26 protein-coding genes are annotated in these 20,117 nt (G+C 42.5%); 19 read left to right on the top strand and 7 right to left on the bottom strand.

The window, feature by feature from the left end; genetic code table 11:
* Positions 1–333 precede the first annotated feature (333 nt).
* The 14 genes from FG24_RS06115 to FG24_RS06050 all read left to right on the top strand — a co-directional run bounded on the left by FG24_RS06115 (position 334) and on the right by FG24_RS06050 (position 7,964).
* Positions 334–567 carry a hypothetical protein gene (locus FG24_RS06115; RefSeq protein WP_036301981.1) on the top strand — a complete coding sequence of 78 codons (234 nt, stop codon included), beginning with the start codon at positions 334–336 and terminating at the stop codon, positions 565–567.
* A 63-nt stretch (positions 568–630) separates the two neighbouring features.
* Positions 631–1,104, top strand: a complete 474-nt coding sequence (locus FG24_RS06110; protein WP_036301979.1) for a hypothetical protein — start codon at positions 631–633, stop codon at positions 1,102–1,104.
* Between the two features lie 33 nt (positions 1,105–1,137).
* A complete protein-coding gene (locus FG24_RS06105; RefSeq protein ID WP_036301978.1) occupies positions 1,138–1,518 on the top strand; it encodes a hypothetical protein in 381 nt (126 codons plus the stop codon).
* 194 nt (positions 1,519–1,712) lie between these two features.
* On the top strand, positions 1,713–2,471 hold the full coding sequence (locus FG24_RS06100) for a hypothetical protein (protein WP_036301977.1): 759 nt from the start codon (positions 1,713–1,715) through the stop codon (positions 2,469–2,471).
* An 82-nt stretch (positions 2,472–2,553) separates the two neighbouring features.
* Entirely contained in the window at positions 2,554–3,015 is a 462-nt protein-coding gene (locus FG24_RS06095; RefSeq protein ID WP_036301975.1) for a hypothetical protein, read from the top strand.
* 93 nt (positions 3,016–3,108) lie between these two features.
* Entirely contained in the window at positions 3,109–3,633 is a 525-nt protein-coding gene (locus FG24_RS06090) for a hypothetical protein (RefSeq protein ID WP_152553394.1), read from the top strand.
* Between the two features lie 33 nt (positions 3,634–3,666).
* Positions 3,667–4,218, top strand: a complete 552-nt coding sequence (locus FG24_RS06085) for a pyridoxamine 5'-phosphate oxidase family protein (protein ID WP_036301973.1) — start codon at positions 3,667–3,669, stop codon at positions 4,216–4,218.
* A gap of 40 nt (positions 4,219–4,258) precedes the next feature.
* A complete protein-coding gene (locus tag FG24_RS06080; protein ID WP_036301971.1) occupies positions 4,259–4,675 on the top strand; it encodes a VOC family protein in 417 nt (138 codons plus the stop codon).
* A 71-nt stretch (positions 4,676–4,746) separates the two neighbouring features.
* Positions 4,747–5,112 carry a phenolic acid decarboxylase gene (locus FG24_RS06075; RefSeq protein WP_036301970.1) on the top strand — a complete coding sequence of 122 codons (366 nt, stop codon included), beginning with the start codon at positions 4,747–4,749 and terminating at the stop codon, positions 5,110–5,112.
* Positions 5,113–5,192: 80 nt separating this feature from the next.
* Positions 5,193–5,657 (top strand): CYTH domain-containing protein, encoded by a 465-nt coding sequence (locus tag FG24_RS06070; RefSeq protein WP_036301968.1) that lies wholly within the window; start codon positions 5,193–5,195, stop codon positions 5,655–5,657.
* A gap of 75 nt (positions 5,658–5,732) precedes the next feature.
* Entirely contained in the window at positions 5,733–6,065 is a 333-nt protein-coding gene (locus tag FG24_RS06065) for an SMR family transporter (protein WP_036301967.1), read from the top strand.
* 46 nt (positions 6,066–6,111) lie between these two features.
* Positions 6,112–6,579, top strand: coding sequence for a hypothetical protein (locus FG24_RS06060; protein ID WP_051901448.1), 468 nt, complete (start codon positions 6,112–6,114; stop codon positions 6,577–6,579).
* A gap of 164 nt (positions 6,580–6,743) precedes the next feature.
* Positions 6,744–7,529 (top strand): prolipoprotein diacylglyceryl transferase, encoded by a 786-nt coding sequence (gene lgt, locus FG24_RS06055; RefSeq protein WP_036301966.1) that lies wholly within the window; start codon positions 6,744–6,746, stop codon positions 7,527–7,529.
* 219 nt (positions 7,530–7,748) lie between these two features.
* Positions 7,749–7,964 carry a hypothetical protein gene (locus FG24_RS06050; RefSeq protein ID WP_036301964.1) on the top strand — a complete coding sequence of 72 codons (216 nt, stop codon included), beginning with the start codon at positions 7,749–7,751 and terminating at the stop codon, positions 7,962–7,964.
* A 51-nt stretch (positions 7,965–8,015) separates the two neighbouring features.
* Here FG24_RS06050 and FG24_RS06045 read toward each other — a convergent pair whose 3' ends face one another.
* The 6 genes from FG24_RS06045 to FG24_RS06020 form a co-directional block, all read right to left on the bottom strand.
* Positions 8,016–8,291, bottom strand: a complete 276-nt coding sequence (locus FG24_RS06045; protein WP_081880947.1) for a TIGR03643 family protein — start codon at positions 8,289–8,291, stop codon at positions 8,016–8,018.
* The gene (locus FG24_RS06040; protein WP_369797042.1) at positions 8,282–8,464 is read right to left on the bottom strand and encodes a CstA-like transporter-associated (seleno)protein; all 183 of its coding nucleotides are present in this window, start codon (positions 8,462–8,464) and stop codon (positions 8,282–8,284) included. Before FG24_RS06040 ends, FG24_RS06045 begins: the two co-directional genes overlap by 10 nt.
* Positions 8,465–8,483: 19 nt before the next feature.
* A complete protein-coding gene (locus FG24_RS06035; protein WP_036301960.1) occupies positions 8,484–10,553 on the bottom strand; it encodes a carbon starvation CstA family protein in 2,070 nt (689 codons plus the stop codon).
* 198 nt (positions 10,554–10,751) lie between these two features.
* Entirely contained in the window at positions 10,752–11,990 is a 1,239-nt protein-coding gene (locus FG24_RS06030) for an MgtC/SapB family protein (protein ID WP_036301957.1), read from the bottom strand.
* Positions 11,991–12,026: 36 nt separating this feature from the next.
* Complete coding sequence (gene radC / locus FG24_RS06025) at positions 12,027–12,701, bottom strand: RadC family protein (protein ID WP_036301955.1); 675 nt, start codon at positions 12,699–12,701, stop codon at positions 12,027–12,029.
* 101 nt (positions 12,702–12,802) lie between these two features.
* Positions 12,803–13,567, bottom strand: coding sequence for a hypothetical protein (locus tag FG24_RS06020; protein ID WP_036301953.1), 765 nt, complete (start codon positions 13,565–13,567; stop codon positions 12,803–12,805).
* 144 nt (positions 13,568–13,711) lie between these two features.
* Here FG24_RS06020 and coaBC point away from each other — a divergent pair, with 144 nt between their 5' ends.
* The 5 genes from coaBC to rpmG all read left to right on the top strand — a co-directional run bounded on the left by coaBC (position 13,712) and on the right by rpmG (position 18,290).
* A complete protein-coding gene (gene coaBC / locus FG24_RS06015) occupies positions 13,712–14,896 on the top strand; it encodes a bifunctional phosphopantothenoylcysteine decarboxylase/phosphopantothenate--cysteine ligase CoaBC (RefSeq protein ID WP_235189723.1) in 1,185 nt (394 codons plus the stop codon).
* Between the two features lie 159 nt (positions 14,897–15,055).
* Positions 15,056–17,185, top strand: coding sequence for a TonB-dependent receptor family protein (locus FG24_RS06010; RefSeq protein ID WP_036301950.1), 2,130 nt, complete (start codon positions 15,056–15,058; stop codon positions 17,183–17,185).
* A gap of 110 nt (positions 17,186–17,295) precedes the next feature.
* A complete protein-coding gene (gene dut, locus FG24_RS06005; RefSeq protein WP_036301948.1) occupies positions 17,296–17,748 on the top strand; it encodes a dUTP diphosphatase in 453 nt (150 codons plus the stop codon).
* Positions 17,749–17,861: 113 nt separating this feature from the next.
* Positions 17,862–18,098, top strand: a complete 237-nt coding sequence (rpmB, locus tag FG24_RS06000; RefSeq protein WP_019899727.1) for a 50S ribosomal protein L28 — start codon at positions 17,862–17,864, stop codon at positions 18,096–18,098.
* Between the two features lie 36 nt (positions 18,099–18,134).
* Positions 18,135–18,290 carry a 50S ribosomal protein L33 gene (gene rpmG, locus FG24_RS05995; RefSeq protein WP_015831324.1) on the top strand — a complete coding sequence of 52 codons (156 nt, stop codon included), beginning with the start codon at positions 18,135–18,137 and terminating at the stop codon, positions 18,288–18,290.
* Positions 18,291–18,822: 532 nt separating this feature from the next.
* Here the strand turns inward: rpmG and FG24_RS05990 are convergent.
* Positions 18,823–20,100: a mechanosensitive ion channel family protein gene (locus FG24_RS05990; protein WP_036301946.1), complete on the bottom strand. Its 1,278-nt coding sequence runs from the start codon at positions 20,098–20,100 to the stop codon at positions 18,823–18,825.
* Between the last annotated feature and the right edge of the window lie 17 nt (positions 20,101–20,117).

The raw sequence follows: 20,117 nt of genomic DNA, 5'->3' as shown, positions 1-20,117 counted from the left end.
CATATTAGTAAAATTATCAAAGTCCATTTTTTATGGTTCTTCTTCAGTCATGTTCCTCTTGATAGCCATAGACTCTTTTATAGTTTGCTTTCGCCCTAGTTTAGCAACTGTAGGTTATAACAACAATGCATTAGCACACATCATAAACATTTCCCCTCTAAGCAATTGGACTCGTGGGACGAGTCAACTTTTTTTCATGGGTTTACTGAGTAGTGTATTGGCCATCGCGGCTTTTACAAAAGCATTAGGGTATTGGTAATGCAGTATTTACCTAACCCATCATTCAAGCGGGACTGGCTAAAGCCAGCCCCTTAATTCAAACGTTAGGCATTCATGTTTAAGTATCAGGACGGTTCGGATATTTTGATTGGCGATTCTGTGCTTTTTGAGAACGGAAAAACAAATGGTATCGTTGAGCTAATTGTAGTTTCTGAAGAAGAGATGAAAAACATTAATGTTAATGAGGCTGGCATTATGGTGAAATCTCAACCTTTTGGTTTAGCCTATTTAAGTGAGTATTGGTTAAAAAATGACCCATTGTTATTTGTATCACATGCGCCAGCCTAACCCATCATTCAAGCGGGACGCCTAACGGCGCCCCTTAATTCAAACGTTAGAGCTAAATACGTAATGTCGAAACTAGGTCTTTCTTTTATTGCGCTTTATGTTGCAATTTCAGCAACAGTTGTTAGCCTTGCTATTCAATCGACTACTCACTTTAACAATTTAGCAGTTGCTCTTTATTTTCCTGTAGCTTTCGTGCCACGAGAGCTTTCTCCTTCCATTCCAAAAGCAAACTATGATTTATATTCGGGTAAAGAACGCTTTTTAATTGACCTTGCCTTAAGCTACCCTTTAGGCATGGCGTTTATGTGCGTGTTTCTTTATGCTTTAGGTTGGTCCATAAGCAACGCATTTAAAACAAACACTAAGTTTGGTTATAAATTCACAGCTATTTTACTTACCAGCTATGCTGTAGGTTGTTTTGTTTTTAGCAAATGGTTTATTTTATCCTGGCCGTTATTCATCGTTGCTGGTTGTTTTGCCAGTTGGCGCACATCAACTAAATTAGCTCTAACCCATCATTCAAGCGGGACTGGCTAAAGCCAGCCCCTTAATTCAAACGTTAGGCAGTAAATGAAAATCTCAATTAAATTTCTGCTAGTTGTCCTAGCCATGACGTTTACCTTACCTGCATACGCTTCTGACTTTACACCACTGATAGTTTTTTTCTTCGTCTTAGCGATAGTGGTTTTTCTTATTACTTTTATCCCAATATATAAATTTACATCGAGAATGCCTAATCAATGGCCTAAACAATTAATACGTAGCTTAGCTTTTAGTATCTTTTGGGCTCCGTTCCCAACAGAAGGCTATCAAAACTGGTGGCCAGCTTGCATAGCTGTTTTTGACTTTTCTTTACTCCCAAAAGCTATCATTGCCGCTGTAATAGTCACCATAATTTTGTTTTTTCTAATACGAATACCAGCTATTGATTATGATAATAAAAATGCCTAACACATCATTCAAGCGAGATAATCAAATCACTCCACTTACTCAATAGCCACATGGCTTAGTTTACCTTTGTTTACAATGTTTCTCTGTTGCCAGTATTTCCCATGCTTAAGGTTTATTGTATCCTTTGGCGGGACTGGCTAAAGCCAGCCCCTTAATTCAAACGTTAGCCAATCAACTCAACACAGGAATTGCATATGTTTCTACATGTAATCAAAATTTTTATTTTTAGCCTTCTAATGACTGCATTCTCTGTTCATGCGGAAGAATTTACTCATGGTGCAAAAGAGCTTTTTCAAGAATTTTCAACTTGTCAAACAAGTGCTTTTGAATTCATCTCAAAAAACAAAGAAAATTACTTATCACTAGGTAAATTTAAGGAAATTTCCAGTGGCGGCGAATGGTTTGATACAAAACAGCTAAACAAAGATTCTAGTGATGAAATTTACCAGTTTGATAAACCAATAAAAATAGCAGGGCTAACAGCGGTTGCCGTTGGATATTCTTTTTTTAAAGGTGACGGAAAAGGCTATAGCGGTGGAGACGCAACATATTGGGGATTTTATTTTTCAGAATCTCCTAATCAAGTTTTTCTGGCTTTACGTAAGTACTACCCATCCGTTGCAGCGATGGTATTTTTAGGCGATAACTATGTAAACATGAAGGTTCTTCAGAGAGATGGAGATAAAGTTTATGACCAAGGCTCAATAATTGAGTCTGATACAACTCAAAATGGTGCTAAATCCTATTTTAACTGCTCAATCCAATACAAAATATTGGAGAAAAGTAATACACAGAAACCGATGTCAAAAGAAGATGAATTATTATTGAATGATCTTATCAAATTAGAAAAGAGCGATCTATTAAAATTATGCTTTGAAGATGCATCAAAGAAATCCACCGCTGATATTCACAAAGCAGGAATGGCATGTTCTGCATTAAATAAGAAACGATAACAATCATGGCTAACCAAACAGTCGAGTCGGACGCTGCGCATAAAACCGCGCAGCGCCGCTCGCCTTTACGTTGGGCATTTTCATGATTTTGCGTTATTCATTGCTTATAATCATATTTGTTTTTGTTGTTCCCGCTACCCACGGGGAAGAAAATGAAGCAGAGGCTCGTTGGGATAAATGCGAAGCTAATGTTTTTGCCCCACAAGAGGAAGTCGGCGTTGCTGGCGGCGCGGCAACAGTACTCGTCGAATGCGGAGAAAGACCAGTTGTAAAAACTACAAAAGGGTATCGTCTATTGTTATCTGATTGCAACTGGCTATACAATCAACCACTTCATGAATGCAAAGAACCAATAAGTAAAAATTCCTGCAAAACAAACGATGACATGGACATGTTCTCAATGTCGTCTTGGCGTGGCATGTTTGATATTTCTAATAAGGTATTTAATAAACAAGAGTTCTTTAAACTTTGCAGGCAAACCTGTTTATCAAAAATCACTACTCCTGACAGAGCAACCTTTGGAAAAATGATCTGCGGTGAATAACAGCGCTACGCCCAACCCATCCATCAAGCGGGACGCGCTTTAGCGTGCCCCTTAATTCAAACGTTAGCGGTCATTTTCCCAAATATGAAGATTATGTGTACCCTTGTATTGCTTTTAAACTTATCGGTTGCGCTTGCAGGTAACAATCCTCCAGTTTGGATTTTTGGAAAATACGAAAACAACCACACGATCTACACAAATTGCAACTCAGAATTACAAGACGCTCCATGCTCCTGCGGCAACGGCACGTTTGCTGACGAGAACGGGTTTTGCTACAGCGACATAATTGATACATTGCTAATCAAAAGACATCAAGGAGAATACGACTCTTTAAGCGTAGAGCTAAACTCTTTGGGGGCAAATGCACATACATGCAGCTATGAAGGAACTGGGAATTGGGAAGAATATGCAGATAGGGCAGTAGCCAATAGTGATATAAAAGATATTGACGAAAATTGCAGTATCGCATTAATTTTTAAGAAAAATCTTGTTTATCTTGTCACAAGAACAGAACAGTCGTGCCGAAACTTTTGTGGCATGAGGACTGGTATGGACGGGATTATTTTCAAAAAAGCACCAACCCATCAATCCAACGGACGCGCTAACGGCGCTCCTTAATTCAAACGTTAGTCATCAGCATCAAGGAATGTCATGGGTAAGCAATACGAAGCACTCTCTGAACGATTGATTGAGTTCATTGCGGAGCAGAAAATATTTTTCGTGGGCACTGCTACGTCAGATAGTCGAGTTAATGTTTCTCCCAAAGGAATGGATTCTTTTCGGGTGTTAAACAATCATCGAGTAATTTGGCTCAACGTAACGGGGAGTGGCAATGAAACATCCGCTCACGTTCAGCTAAATCCACGCATGACTATTATGTTTTGTGCATTTGATGGCCCGCCTCTTATTCTTCGTCTTTACGGATCGGCTAGAGTTGTCCACATAAAAGATGATGATTGGAATGATCTTTTTTCTCATTTCAATCCCTTGCCTGGCGCACGCCAGATATTTGATCTATCCATCGAATTGGTACAAACTTCTTGTGGAATGGCTGTGCCGCGTTACGACCATATAGAAGGCAGAGAGCTGCTTTCGGATTGGGCTAAGAAAAAAGGTGAGGACGGCCTGATGGCGTATTGGGAAGATAAGAATCAATCAAGCATTGACAACATTCCTACTCACATCATTGCAAAAAATATCTAACCCCTCGTTTAGGCAGGACTGGCTAAGAGAGTAATTGGAAATGAAACCTAGCATTACCGTCATCACGATTGGTGTTAACGACCTTGAGGAGTCCCTGCGCTTTTATCGAGAAGGGCTTGGATTTCCTACAGAAGGTATTATTGGTAAAGAGTTTGAGTATGGTGCGGTTGTTTTCATTCAACTCCAAGGTGGATTGCGTCTAGCCCTCTGGCCAAGAAAAAGCATCTCACATGACTCAGGCCTGCCAGTTGCGCCAGCTAGTTCAACTAAAATGACGCTAGGGCACAACGTCTCTTCAAAGGCAGAAGTTGATGCAGTGATGGAGCAAGCAAAATCAGCAGGTGCTATTATTGTTAAGTCTGCTCATGATACATTTTGGGGTGGGTATTCCGGATATTTTCAAGACCCAGATGGTCATCTTTGGGAGGTTGTATGGAATCCACAGTGGAAAGAGTAACTGTCAGGCATAATCTATCATTAAAGCTGGGGCCGGCTAAAGCCCACTAATTCAAACCTTAGGCAAATAAAATGTATCAGTTAAAATTTGTATTTATCGGATTATTGATTTCTAGTTTATCTTCTATTGCACAAGCGTCAGAGGCGTATATTGGTCAGTTTCTATACAAGTACAAAGGTGGCAACACCTATAGAGTGACCGTCAATGATAATAAAACCATGCAATGGGCGTGTGTTGAAGGCTCAGAAAAAGGTGCCAATGGAGAAGAAAAACCTCAGCGCTTTAAGCTTGCTGACAAGGTTTACTTTGCTACTTGGGTAGAAAAAACAGGCATCAATGTCTCTCAGGCGATTGACTTAAAAAACATGAAAGTCTATTCAACCATTGATGGCAAAGAACGTTACGTTCTTGAGGGCAACATTGTTCGTGAAAAGTAAATTTGATTTACTTAATCCAGAGTTCCGGCATAGCACTTAAATAGTGCGTCTTAATTCAAACCTTAGGTATATCTAGATATATGGCTTTAGAAATTGAAAGAAAATTCTTAGTGATTGGAAACGAGTGGCAGCTTGCTGCTGGCGTTAAATTTAGCCAAGGCTATCTGAATCGAGATAAAAACCGAACCGTACGAGTTAGAGTTGCAGGCGAACAAGGTTTTCTTACCATTAAAGGCGCAACGCATGGCGCTACCCGAACCGAATTTGAATATGAAATTCCACTAGCTGATGCAGAAAGTCTTTTGGATTTGTGCGAACGACCAATTATCCAGAAAATAAGACGTATATGCGACTACAAAGGGTTTAAATGGGAAGTAGACGAATTTCAAGGTGAAAATTCAGGACTAGTTGTTGCTGAAATTGAGTTGCAAAGTGAAACGCAATCATTTGAAAAACCCAGCTGGATTGGTAAAGAAGTGACTGATGACCCTCGCTATTACAACTCGAATCTGGCGCAACACCCTTATACAACGTGGGTTAAATAACGCGGATTAAATAACGTACATTAAATAAAGATACACCTAACCCATTATTCAAACATTAGTGATTAAAAGGCATTTATGCAAAAATGGATTTTTCTTGTTATTGCAATTATTAGCGAAGTCATCGCGACTTCCGCATTAAAGTCCTCCGCAGGATTTACGCGCTTATGGCCATCAATCATTGTAATTACCGGCTACGCATCCGCATTTTATTTCTTATCTTTAACGCTAAATGTGATTCCAATTGGTATTGCCTATGCCATATGGTCAGGGGTTGGCGTCGCGCTAATCGCACTCATCTCATGGTTATATTTCCAACAACCGTTAGATTTTCCGGCTGTTATTGGTTTACTGCTCATTGTAGCTGGCGTAATCGTCATCAATGTATTCTCAAAATCAGTATCGCATTGATACATGCGCTACTTAGCTGGATATGCAGCCATTTAGGTCATACATCATGCACTTTAACCTTTACTCAACAGCACTCATTACCGTAGCTTGCCTACTGAACGCCTGTTCTATTGGCGATACGATTAGTCCTAGTGCCAAAACACCATTACATCAAGTGCAGATATCAGCGCAAAATGACGCAAATGCAGGCTCCGCCACTGCCGTAGACATCGTACTAATTTATGACCATCATCTAACAGCACTACTCCCAAACAACTCGCAAGCATGGTTCGCTAATAAATCGGCACTTTTGACCAATCTTGGGCATGGGATTAAGGTCGTTAGCCTCCAAATACCCCCATCGACCGCATCAACAGCTATCGCTCTGCCACAAGACGTCTCAAGAGCAATCAGGATTGTTAGCTATGCAAATTACTTAGCCTCTAATGCAGAGACTATTGGTAACCTTAGCGCAAGCAAGTGTGTGCATATTGTGTTGCAGCAAAATAGCGTCACCTATGCAGCGTGCGCTTGATTAGATACGATCAAATCAAGAAATTACCATTCATAAAATCGCGATTGAATCATTTCTAGCCCCAAGTTTAAGCGGCTATCGAAGTTAGCTCCATGCAACTAAGTCGTTGTGAAGTATCAAAACTTAGGTAAAATCACACCTCTATTCAATTGATGTTAGTTCACATGTTTGTTCACCCGCAGTTTGACCCTATTGCCATTCACCTTGGATCTTTTGGCATCCATTGGTATGGCTTAATGTATTTGCTTGGATTTTTGGCATTTTTGGCCTTAGGCAAGTATCAAATTAACCACCGAAAATGGCATGGTTGGACAAACCAAATGCTTGATGACGCACTGTTTTTTGGTGCGTTAGGGGTGATTCTTGGTGGGCGCTTAGGCTATGTATTGTTTTATCAATTAAGCTATTTTACTGAGCACCCAACAGAGATTTTTGCAGTATGGCAAGGCGGCATGAGCTTTCACGGTGGTTTTTTAGGCGTACTGGTGGCGATGTGGCTTTTTGGCAGAAAGTATCCACAAAACTGGCTTAAAACAATGGATTTTGTTGCGCCATTAGTACCTATTGGTTTAGGTGCTGGCCGTATGGGTAATTTTATCAATGCAGAGCTATGGGGCAGAGTCACCAATAGTCAATTTGGAATGATTTTCCCTAAAGTTGACGACGCATTACGCCACCCTTCTCAGCTTTATGAATTTGCATTGGAAGGTGTTTTGCTGTTCTTAATTCTTTGGATATATTCCGCAAAGCCGCGAGCAACAGGCACGATCTCAGCACTATTCTTGATAGGTTATGGTAGCTTTAGATTTATCGTAGAGTACACACGTGAGCCAGATGATTACCTAGGCTTGCTATCCATGGGCTTAAGCATGGGGCAATGGCTAAGTTTACCTATGGTTTTAATTGGCGTGGTCATGTTTGTCTTTTGCAATAAAAGACGTGCGTTTTAATTATTGCTAGGCGTCAAACACTCATGGCTCAATACTTTATTGAACCATCAAATCATGGGTGTACCTAGTTGCTATTTGCAATACTTAAGGTACATTCATTTTTAACATCAGCTTTCTTCATTTGCTCACATTGGGTTAATTAACAATTGTTAACTTGGCTAACGCTATCATTGGGCTTATTATTTGACGGGTCATCTATCTGTTAATTTAAGGAGTGCCATGATTAAGAAATTTCTAAAGCATGTGTTTTTTAGGAACCATCAAGCGGCCAACACACCACCTGTTAACCCTGAACTCATTATCACCCATAACAGCCACTCAAAATCAGACTTTGAAGTGACTGAGCTAAGTTATGATGAGTATGTGGAATATGCAGGGCCGGAACGCAGAATGGCAACGGCACAAGTGGATGAGGATCGCAGACGTTCGTATTAAATACTGATGGAAACAGTCAGGCCAGTATTAAACGTTTTTCATTAGTTAATGTTAAAACTGTTTTACACGATGGTTAGCTTTATGCCTAGTGACCGCATTAGATCTGAGTTTTGCATGCTTAGTGATTTTCCCATGTGTACGCTCACGCCATAACTTGAATGAGCTGTGCTTCAAATGAGCGCGCATCAGCTTAATGACACCATCTTGATTCAAACCAAACTGAAATGCAATTGCTTCAAAAGGTGTGCGGTCTTCCCAAGCCATTTCAATGACACGAGAAGCCTGTGCCTCATCTAGAGGCTTTGTAACAATCGCGCCTAACAGCACCGATTAATGCCTTTCCATTTACTATCTTGCCATAGTTTAAAAAACGCCTTGCGTGACAGTGCAGGCGGAGTATCTACCGTTGCTTGGTGAAATTCAGCATGGTGTTTCAAGTACTGTTCATACGCGTCATCACCCGAAACATGACGGACAAAACACCATAGCTTTTTGAACATATTGAACATTTTTGTCTTTCTAATCTCGTACCCAATTCTCTACTAAGCGACTTGGCTCATGCGGTACTTCAGAGAGTTTCAACACTGGCTTTCCGCCCAAATAACGCAGACATAACCGAACCATATCCAGTATCACCACCCAAAGTACAACAATAAAAAATAAAGTTAAATAAGCATCTAAATGCTGGTTAAATATCAATTGCTGCGCAACTGCCGCTTTATCAGCAGGTAGTAGTCCAGCAGCTAATTTGGCGGACATATCATTGGCTGCTGCAAAAAAGCCCACCCGCACATCCGCACTAAAGATCTTTTCATAAGCAGCAGTCGTCGTAATCGTCACCAGCCAAACTAACGGCACCCCAGTCACCCAAGCGTATCGCAACTTACCAGATTTAACCAAAATACCAGTCGCTACACATAAGGCAATGGCTGCAAGCATTTGGTTCGCTATCCCAAACAATGGCCATAAAATATTGACACCCCCATTGGGATCAATCACGCCTATGTATAAAAAGTAGCCCCACCCTGCCACCACAATACTACTAGTTAATATCACAGAAGGGGTATATGAGGTTTCACCCAGCTTTTTATTAAAGTTGCCTAATAAATCTTGCAACATAAACCGGCCGACCCGCGTACCTGCATCCAGCGTGGTAAGAATGAATATCGCCTCAAACATAATGGCAAAGTGATACCAAAGTGCTAATAACTCTTTACCGAAGGCACTGCCAAAAATGCTCGCCATACCCACCGCTAAGCTTGGCGCACCGCCAGTACGAGAAAACAAAGTCGTTTCGCCCATATCACTGGCAAGCTGTTGCATTTGCTCTACCGTCACCGCAAAACCCCAGCTGTTGATTTTGGCAACTGCATCAACAGCCTCTTTACCAACTACGCCTGCAGGGCTATTAATGGCAAAAAATACGCCTGGGTCTAATACGGTCGCGGCAATCATTGCCATGATGGCAACAAAGCTTTCAAGCAACATGCCACCGTAACCAATCATACGAATATCGCGTTCATTGCCTAATAGCTTTGGCGTAGTGCCTGAGGCAATTAATGCGTGAAATCCGGAAATGGCGCCACAAGCAATCGTAATAAAGACAAAAGGAAACAGTTTTCCGCCAAAAATTGGTCCGGTTCCATCCACAAATTGTGTGACCGCTGGCATATGAATCTCTGGGCGCAAGATCACAATGGCAACTGCTAGCAAGATGATGGTACCAAGCTTCATAAAGGTAGAAAGGTAATCACGCGGTGCCAATAATAGCCACACAGGCAATACGGCCGCAGCAAAACCATACAGAATAATGGCATAAGCTAAAGGTAGGCCATCATGGTCAAACAGTGGGCGCAACGTTTCATGATGATCAACCCAGCCCCCTAGCACGACCGAAAGCAACAATAGCACCACGCCGATAATAGAAGCTTCTAATACTCTACCGGGACGAATATTACGCATATAAACACCAACAATCATCGCAATCGGTATGGTTGCAGCCACCGTTGAAGTTGCCCAAGGGCTATGCTTCATGGCATTGACCACGACCAAGCCAAGTACCGCAATTAAGATAATCATGATTAAAAATGTACCGATAAGCGCAGCACTGCCGCCTACCATGCCAATTTCATCTCGTGCCATTTGCCCCAAGCTACGCCCATTGCGCCGCGTAGAGAAAAACAAGGTGACCATATCTTGTACCGCACCGCCCAATACGGCACCAATCAAAATCCACAAAGTACCCGGTAGATAACCAAACTGTGCGGCGAGTGTTGGTCCGATTAGGGGGCCAGGGCCTGCAATTGCAGCAAAATGGTGGCCAAACACCACCCACTTATTGGTCGGCACAAAATCTCGGCCATTATCTAAGCGCTCAGCTGGTGTGGCCCGCGTTTCATCAATTACCAGCACCTTTGCAGCAATCCAAGCCGCATAAAAGCGGTAAGCTATCGCATAGATACATACTGCAGCAGTAATCAACCATAATGCATTAATGCTTTCCCCACGATTCAGTGCAATACCTGCCACAGCGAATGCACCTAGCATTGCCACCGCGATCCAAAGAATTGTTTTTATATGTTGATTCATGATGTAATTAAACGTTTTGATTTAAATTTTTGGGATTGATAGCAGTATAAAGCACATAGGCTTATCACTACCACCTAAAATGTTGGAACTAATTGTTTTAACTGAACTTTGTTCACAAAACATGCTGATGTAATGACACCAGCAGGCTATATCGTCAGTAACATTCAACACCAGCGATATTGCTTAATAAAGTGAGTGCTAAAACAGCCACCAGCCAAGCCAAAGTGCAGACACCTGCATCACTAGTCCTAATGTCACTTGTTGAAAAAACAGCCGTCCGCCAGTCACAGCCGCTGTCACCACTTTAGAGATGGCATTGACTGAAAAAGCAACTAATATTGGCACCGCGGCATTTGCAGCAGTAATTTTACTACTCGCGGCCAAAGATGCTACCGAAATAGTAGACGCATGAACATCTGCTAATCCAGCCACTGCAGATGCGACGACCAACCCAGCTTGCCCAAACCACGCTTTAAGCGCTGCTGATGCAATCAACACGACAGCAATCACAACAGCAAGCGTCAGCGCGGTTTTAACACTAAATGATCTGCTGTGCCTGCTTAGCTCTTCGCTCTGCTGATTAAATGAATTCAACGTCACCACAAGCCCATATAGCGCGATTGATACCCCCCCAAACAATAAGGGCATTGTTAATGCATGCAAAGTAGGTGGGTGAATGGCCGCCAGCAACATCGCCAATTGAAGCACTGTCGATAAACTTGATAAAGTAGCACCGGCGACCGCAGTGCCTATTAAGTCAGGTGTTTTTTTGACGCGTGCACCCATCGCACCAATGGTAGCAATACTGGAAATAAAGCCCGACACCAAACCAACCAAAGGCAAACCCGTGCGGCTACCCAGTAAACGCAATGCTAAGTGCCCAAGTGCGCCAATAAACATGACTAATATCACGATTAACCATAAATTACGCGGGTTAACAGCATCAAATGGCCCCACCAAAGCATTGGGTACCAAAGGTAAAACTATCAAGGTAGCCGCGGCAAGAATCAAGAAGTCTATCATTTCATCTTTAGTGACAACGCCTCGCACAAAGCCATGAATAGGCTGTTTTGCGGCAAGCAATATCGCAGCGGCAACAGCCAAGCTAGCCGCCATTGAAGGGGTAGTCATCGCCAAGCCTCCCAAAATCACAGTAAAAACAAGGCTAATCTCTGTCGTTAATCCGGGGTCTTCATCTTTTCTCGTAAAATACGCTGTTGCCACAAAAACAGTCACACAGATAATGGAAACAACGAGCAGCCAGAAATCAACCGATGTACTAACCGCGCCAAGTAAAGATGCAATCGTAAAGGTGCGCACGCCTGCAATCGTTCTATCGCCGCGATCACCCTTACTACGTTCACGCTCTGCCCCAATCAACAAACCGATACCTAAGGCAACCGCTAAATTCAACCAGTGCGCATTATCAATTAACATACACCTTTTCCAATCATTAACTTTTAGCTTTTTTGTTTACAGCAAACCACGTTCAGCAAACGAAAGTGTTTGGTTACCAGCCACAATAAAATGATCTAACACACGCACATCGACCAACGCCAACGCTTGCTTCAACTGTTGTGTTAGCAGTTCATCCGCAGCACTCTGTTGTGCAACACCTGAAGGGTGGTTATGCGCAAAATTAACACTTGCGGCGTTATGATGAATCGCGCGCTTCACCACTTCCCTTGGGTAAACGCTAGTTTGGGTAAGCGTACCGCTAAATAACTCCTCGGCAGCGTGCAAGCGATTTTGCGCATCTAAAAACAATACCATAAAGACTTCTCGCGTGAGTGCACCTAATTTAAGCACTAAATAATCGCGCACCTGTTGTGGCGACTGAAATACATCGCGTTGCTGCAATTGTTCACTCAACGCGCGACGACTCATTTCAAATATCGCCTGTAATTGCACATATTTACTGCTTCCAATCCCATGTACCTGGCTTAGCTCTCGCTCACTCGCCGCAAAGATACCATTAAGACTACCAAACTGGCTGAGTAAGTCACGCGCCAAATCTACGGCACTTTTACCTGTCACGCCTACACGCAAGAAAATCGCTAACAATTCTGCATCAGATAAAGCATCAGCCCCTAATTCGATTAACTTCTCTCTAGGTCGCTCACTTGCAGGCCAGTCAGTTATCGCCACTTAATACCCCTCTTCTTTATATTTGTGTGCAGATTTAATCTTATCAACGCTTACCATCGCTGCACTCTTTGCTAACATCTTCAGGTGATGGCTAAGGGTGGTTAACGTAACCATCCAATTTCACGTGCACTCTTTTCCCCAATCACAGTATGCTTCAAGCTTTTGGGAATATCTGCCTCGGTTTCATTTTGGGGGATACGGCCGCCCATGAGCTCAGCAAAGTTTTGTGGATATAGTGGCATTTTATCTGGCTCAGCATACCCATCAGGATAAACAGGTAAAGTATTCTGCAAATCGTACTTATCCGTTGCATTCAAGGTATGCAACAACTCATGTGCGGTGACCACCAAGTTCTTTTTTGCATAGGCAGGGCTAGCAAACAAATTCACACGGCCGATTCGCCCTTTATTCAGTGCAGTCGAATGCCCCAATACCCTGTTATTTTCAGGATCGTGATAAAGCAAATACAAACGTATATCAGGCCTGATATTCACCTTAGGGCTATTTTGCCAAGCAAAGAATCTAAATTTTAAACTCCATATCATCGTGCTTAATATGCTGCCATTTCCAGGTGGCTCTGGCGGCAGTTCATCCACCACTGCGCCCAATTGCACTTCTATCGGTCGTCGTAAACCTACCCCATAGGACGTAGCTTCTTCTGCAAAATACTCCGCCATCGGTTCAAAATCATCACGGCTCAACGTGCGTAAGTAAGCGCCAACTTTGTCGCTGCCATCTGCATTGATTGGATAAATGGCGACATAAAAATTATGCTTCCAAGCCATGTCAGCTTTATCCAACCAGACCTCTTGCACGACTGTTGCCAAAATTAACAACAGAATAATAATTCGGAATTTACGCCACATTGTGTATTAGGTCACATGAATGTTATTGGTTTTATATGATATCTACTATAAAACATTTTCTTTCGTTTCAATTAAGCATAAAGAATATTTTATACAAAACAATGTTCGTATTAGAATGAAAGACTTACATCAATGACCAGCATTATGCAAAATAAAAAATCAATCGTATTGGGAATCACCGGAGGAATCGCCGCCTACAAAGCAGCCGAACTCGTACGCCTGTTAATAAAAAATAATATTGATGTGCAAGTCGTTATGACACAAGCCGCTTGCCAGTTTATTTCAACCGTCACGATGCAAGCCTTATCCGGTAAACCCGTATTCACAGACATGTGGGACGCATCCATTCCTAATGGCATGCCACACATTGAACTAAGCCGCGCAGCCGATGCAATCGTCATTGCACCAGCAAGTGCTGACTTTATTGCAAAACTCGTACACGGTCGTGCTGATGATTTACTTTCCACCCTATGCCTAGCGAGAGACTGTGAATTACTGGTCGCGCCCGCCATGAATAAACAAATGTGGGAAAACCCTGCCACCCAGCGCAATATCGCTCAACTAGTCAGCGATGGCATCCACATACTTGGGCCAGATAGCGGTGAACAAGCGTGTGGCGAGGTTGGCTTAGGCCGTATGCTAGAAGCAGAAGACTTACACTATTTAATCGCAGCGCATTTCCAACCAAAACGACTAAAAGGTAAAAAAATACTGATTACGGCTGGCGCTACCTTAGAAATGATAGACCCTGTACGTGCCATTACAAATTTAAGCTCTGGGAAGATGGGGTACGCCATCGCGCAAGCGGCGTTTGAAATGGGAGCAGACGTCACACTAGTCAGTGGCGCAACAGCACTTAACCCGCCAACAGGTGTGCGTAATATTGCAGCAACATCCGCAGGCGCTATGTATCAAAGCGTGATGCAAAACATCGCAAACCAAGACATTTTTATTGGTGTCGCAGCGGTTGCAGACTACAGCCCAATCAACTCTCAGCCACAAAAAATTAAGAAAAGTGAGCAGTCACTGTCACTAGCGCTCAAACTCAACAAAGATATACTAGCAGAAGTCGCCAGCTTACCTAATCCGCCATTCTGTGTGGGCTTTGCCGCCGAAACCGAAAACCTATTGGCGTTTGCAGAAGCAAAACGGCAAAAGAAAAAACTTCCTTTAATTGTCGCCAACCTAACTAGCGACGCAATGGGCGGCGACAATAACAAAGTAACTCTTCTAGACGACAGCGGCACGCACTCAATTGAGCCAGCCGCCAAAATAGAAGTAGCAAGATCAATATTGAAGCATGTCGCTGACATGCTTCAAATTAAATAACCTCGCATTTAAATACCTCCCATCAGTAGCGCAGTTTGACCTGTATCAAACTGCGCTACTGATATCAAAAAACTCATGAAAATCATGATTCTATTATGCAAGTTAGCGATTAAAATCGCACCCAATACTTATCAATAGATTAATCAGCTAAGGTCTACCATGTCGCACACCAACACGTTCCCAATCAAATTACTTTCGCTAGCCGTCATTAGCACCCTCGGCATTAGCCACCACGTCCGCGCAGAAGAGGCTATCACACACAAAATCACCACCTCACCAGTCGTAGTGACCGCAACTCGTGTAGAGCAAAATAGCTTCGATCTACCAGTTGCAATCGATGTGGTCGAAAGTAAAGACCTTCATGATGGTCAATTACAAATGACGCTTTCTGAAAGCTTAATTAGGGTGCCAGGCATCACAGCACAAAATCGTACAAACCAGTCACAAGATCCTCAAATATCCAGCCGCGGCTTTGGCTCTCGCTCTAGCTTTGGTGTACGCGGCGTACGTGTTTATGTAGACGGCATCCCTTTGACTATGCCTGATGGCCAAGGCCAGCCAGGTGTAGTGGATTTATCAATGGTAAAAAGTGTAGAAGTAATGCGAGGACCTTTTTCAGCACTCTACGGAAACTCTTCGGGCGGTGTTATCCAAATGCTAACAAAAGATGCGCCAAAAACTACCGAGATTGATGGCACTGCGATGTTTGGTAGCTACGGTACCAAAAGACAAATTCTTGAAGCAGCTGGTACAGCAGAAAAGATTGAATATATTGTAAATACGTCCAACTTTGAAACTGACGGCTATCGTGATTTCAGTTCAGGCAAGAAACAACAAGCCACAGCAAAGTTCAAAATTAATATTAGTGACGATACAAAACTAACAACTTTAGTAAACTGGTTCGAGCAAGAAGCCCAAGACCCTATTGGCTTAGATAGAGCAAGAGCTTTCAATAGTAGCACCCGAGATGACGTCGTTCCTGCAGCTAAATTTGCTAACACCAGTGTCAAAAGAGATCATACGCAGATTGGCTTTAACTTTGAACATGCATTCAATCAGAACAATAAAATCTCTCTGATACCATACGTAGGCAATCGCAAGAATGCGCAAATTTTAACAACCACACCAACAGCAACTTCTCGAGGCGCCACGAGTGCACGCTTAAGCGAAATCGACCGTGAGTTTTATGGCATGGATGCTCGCTGGGATAACAATGGCATGCTAGCTCATATGCCATACAACTTTACCCTTGGTCTTACTTATGGTGAATCAAAAGATAATCGTTTAGACACGAATATTTTAAGCCTCGGAGCTACTGTTAGCACCCCCAACCGCAACGAAGCTAACATTTCCAAGAATTTTGACCAGTACATTCAAGGTCGACTGGCTGTCACTGAAAAGTTAGACCTCCATGCGGGAGCTAGACACACGAAGGTAAAGCTTGAGGTGAAAGATAAACTGCTAACCCTAAATGGTGATAACAGTGGTTCAGTGGAGTATCAAAAAACAACGCCTGTCATTGGTGCCATCTGGAAAGTAACGCCAACATTCAATTTATTTGCTAATTTTGGTAAAGGCTTCGAAACACCCACTTTTATCGAAGCTGCATTTGATAACGTCGCAACTGGAGTTGCAAGCAAACCCAACCTATTACTCAACCCGAGCGAGAGCAACAACTTTGAAATAGGGGCTAAAACTTTTATTGCCGATAACACACAAGTGAATTTTAATATTTTCAGAATCACCACAAAAGATGAAATTATCACCAACCAAACTAATGCTGGCAGATCCACCTTTATAAATGCTAACGATACGAAGCGCACTGGTGCTGAACTATCGATTAGTTCAGAGTATGATAACAACCTCTCATCATTCTTATCCTATTCGTTGTTAAACGCTAAATTTGACTCAGACTTTGTAACCGCTAGCGGCACCAATATTCAATCTGGCAATCGCATTCCAGGCACATATAAAACACAGTTATATGGTGAGATCGCATGGAAGTATGCACCACTTGGCTTTAGAACCGCTTTTGAAGGTCGTTACAATAGCAAAGTATATGTGAATGATGTCAACACAGAGTCTGCACCGTCTTATACTATTTTCAATATCCGCGCAGGATTTGAACAAGCACTTGGTAAATGGCAACTTAAAGAATATCTACGTGTAGAAAATCTCTTTGATAAAGAATATATTGGCTCTGTACGTATTAACGATGCAAATATTCCTTTTGAACCTGCCGCAGGTAGAAATTATTTGATAGGTTTGAATGCAAGATATAAGTTCTAATTCTTTCTTACTCTAATTTAATAGCCAGTAATTGATTACTGGCTTTTTTGTTACACATATTTAGTGTTTAATATGCACTTACTCAAACCCAATAAAAAACGCACACCATCATGTCCATACTCATCGATCTAAAAATTCTAGACGACCGCTTACGCAGTCAGTTTCCAACCTATGCAACACCAGGATCAGCAGGTTTAGATCTGCGTGCCTGTATTGAATCATCCATCACTTTACAGCCAGGGGAAACCACCCTCATCCCTACCGGCATGGCGATTCATATCGACAACACTTATTATGCAGCCCTTATCTTACCGCGCTCAGGGCTAGGCCATAAGCATGGCATCGTGCTGGGCAATCTAGTTGGGCTTATTGACTCAGACTATCAAGGGCAGTTGATGGTATCCTGCTGGAATCGTGGCAACACTGCGTTCGAGCTAAATCCGCTAGAGCGCATCGCACAATTGGTCATCGTGCCAGTCGTGCAGGCAGAGTTCCATGTAGTAGATGATTTTGATACTTCAGAACGTGGCGAAGGTGGCTTTGGCAGCACTGGAAAACACTAACAAAAAATAATATGTGAATATACTGAAAAGAAACACATATTTAGCTTGAAACAAATAAAGAATGTGTACTATAATCACGCTCTTTCTCAAAAATAGAGTTCTTGGAGATAACCATGGCACGTGTATGTCAGGTAACAGGCAAAAAGCCAATGGTGGGTAACAATGTTTCTCACGCACAAAACAAAACAAAACGTCGTTTTTTACCTAATTTGCAAAACCGCAAATTTTGGGTTGAGAGCGAAAATCGCTGGGTAAGCATGCGTATTACTAACGCTGCGCTACGCACTATCGACAAAAACGGTATTGATGCTGTTTTAGCTGATATGCGTGCTGCTGGCCAAAAGATTTAAGCTGCTAACTTAACTTAGCAAATAAAGGAAAGTAAAATGCGCGAAAAAATCAAATTAGAGTCAAGTGCTGGTACAGGTCATTTCTATACCACTACAAAAAACAAACGTACAATGCCAGGCAAATTAGAAATCAAAAAATTTGATCCAGTTGTACGCAAGCACGTAATGTACAAAGAAACAAAATTGAAATAGTTCGTTATTTCAGCAATAAAAAAGCTCACTATATGTGAGCTTTTTTATTGCCTAACGATTAATGCAAATTATTGTGATAGCTGTCCCATCAAATAATCCGATACTGTGCCCCATCGCACAAAATCGTCATACCGACGAGACCGTTAAGGTCTTCAACGCCCCACTAAGCACTAAAGCGCCAAGTGGAAGCACGAAAAGTCGACATCCAGAGTCTTTAAGTCATTGAATGTCGTGTCCGGCCGTGAAGATCTTCGCCGCGGAAGATACCAGCTGAGCCAGCATTTGGCTTGCCCATGGAATATATGCACTGTACCAGTAGTTGGCATCACCGCTCCACTAAAGGGCTAAAGCCCTAAATGGAGGCGCGAAAGCGCATTATTTCACACTTAACTTGCCGCTTTAGCGGCTTAGTTAGGTGGGGAAGCCAAATGCTGGCTCATACGTCAAAGCTGGTTATTCACACGCGAAAGCTGGAATGACTAGGTAGTAGGATTATTTAATGAAATAGCGACAGACACTCTTATTTAATATCCTAAATATCTGCAACGGCCCCACCCAATATACGCACTTCTCTTTGCGGATATGGGATAGAAATATCATTTGCCTTAAACAGTCGCCATACTGCCAAAAAGAGGTCTGACTGCAAACCAGCCGTCCCCTCTTCTGCATCATGAATCCAAACAGTCAGCCTGACATCAATACCGCTATCAGCAAAGCCCGTCACAATCGCACCAGGCGCTGGCGTCACCAACACTCTAGGATGATCCTCAGCCGCTTTTATTAACAGCGCCAGTACCAAATCCAAATCACTTTCATAAGCAACCTGTAGCGCCACCAACACTCTTGTATTCCTATCCATACAAGAATGGTTAATCACCGGATTGATAATCAAGGTTTCATTCGGAATAATGACTTCAGTACCATCAAGCTTCTGCAATACTAGATAACGCGTACGTAAATCTCTAATCACGCCATAATGCACATCAATCGTGACAATATCACCAATGCTAATTGACTTATCCATCAGCAAAATAAAACCACTAACATAGTTACTTGCGATACGCTGTAGACCAAAACCCAAGCCTACGCCTAGCGCACCACCAAACACTGAGATTAACGTGAGATCTAAGCCAACGGCAGAAAGCCCAATGAGCACCGCAATAAACAATAAGAAGATTCTCAACACTTTTGACAGCATCACGCGTGTATTAGCATTGAGCTGCTCAACCTGCATGAGCTTGTTTTCAATAAAGCGACTTAACCACATTGCCACAAAAATTGTAATTAATATGGTTAGCAAGCCCTGCAAAACAAGCAATAAATTAACTGAGTTCTTACCTATTGTAAATTTAACCGCTTCTAGCGTTTCCAGCATTTCTGGCAACACCCCACTCAGATGCAACGCAAGCACCACCCAAATCAGCGTAGCAAGGGTATTTTCAAGCGTTTTGAGCACGCCACCTGGCGCAATGATATAACGCATCGCATAAACGGCTAATCGGACCGCTGCCATCGCTAACAACAAATTACTAGCAAGATGAAGCATGGTCGTATGCTGCCAATGTCCTAATATCCATTTTGAGAACAAAACAATACTCAGGGTGGACAATGGAAACAGCAAACGATTAAATGTGCCTATGCCTATTTTCCAATGCTCAGGCGCATGACTCATTACATAGGCACGTATCGCCCCATTAATCATCCAGGCAATTGCACATGCCATCACGATCACACCAATTTGCCAGCCGGCAACAGGCGTTCCAATATCAGCTAATATTTCCTGCCAAATGAAATCGATACGATTACTCATACTTGATCAACCTAGGA

This window comes from Methylotenera sp. L2L1, from assembly GCF_000744605.1.
Lineage (GTDB): Bacteria > Pseudomonadota > Gammaproteobacteria > Burkholderiales > Methylophilaceae > Methylotenera.
Note: the sequence above shows the minus strand (reverse complement) of the source record. Positions and strands in the feature narration are given on the sequence as shown.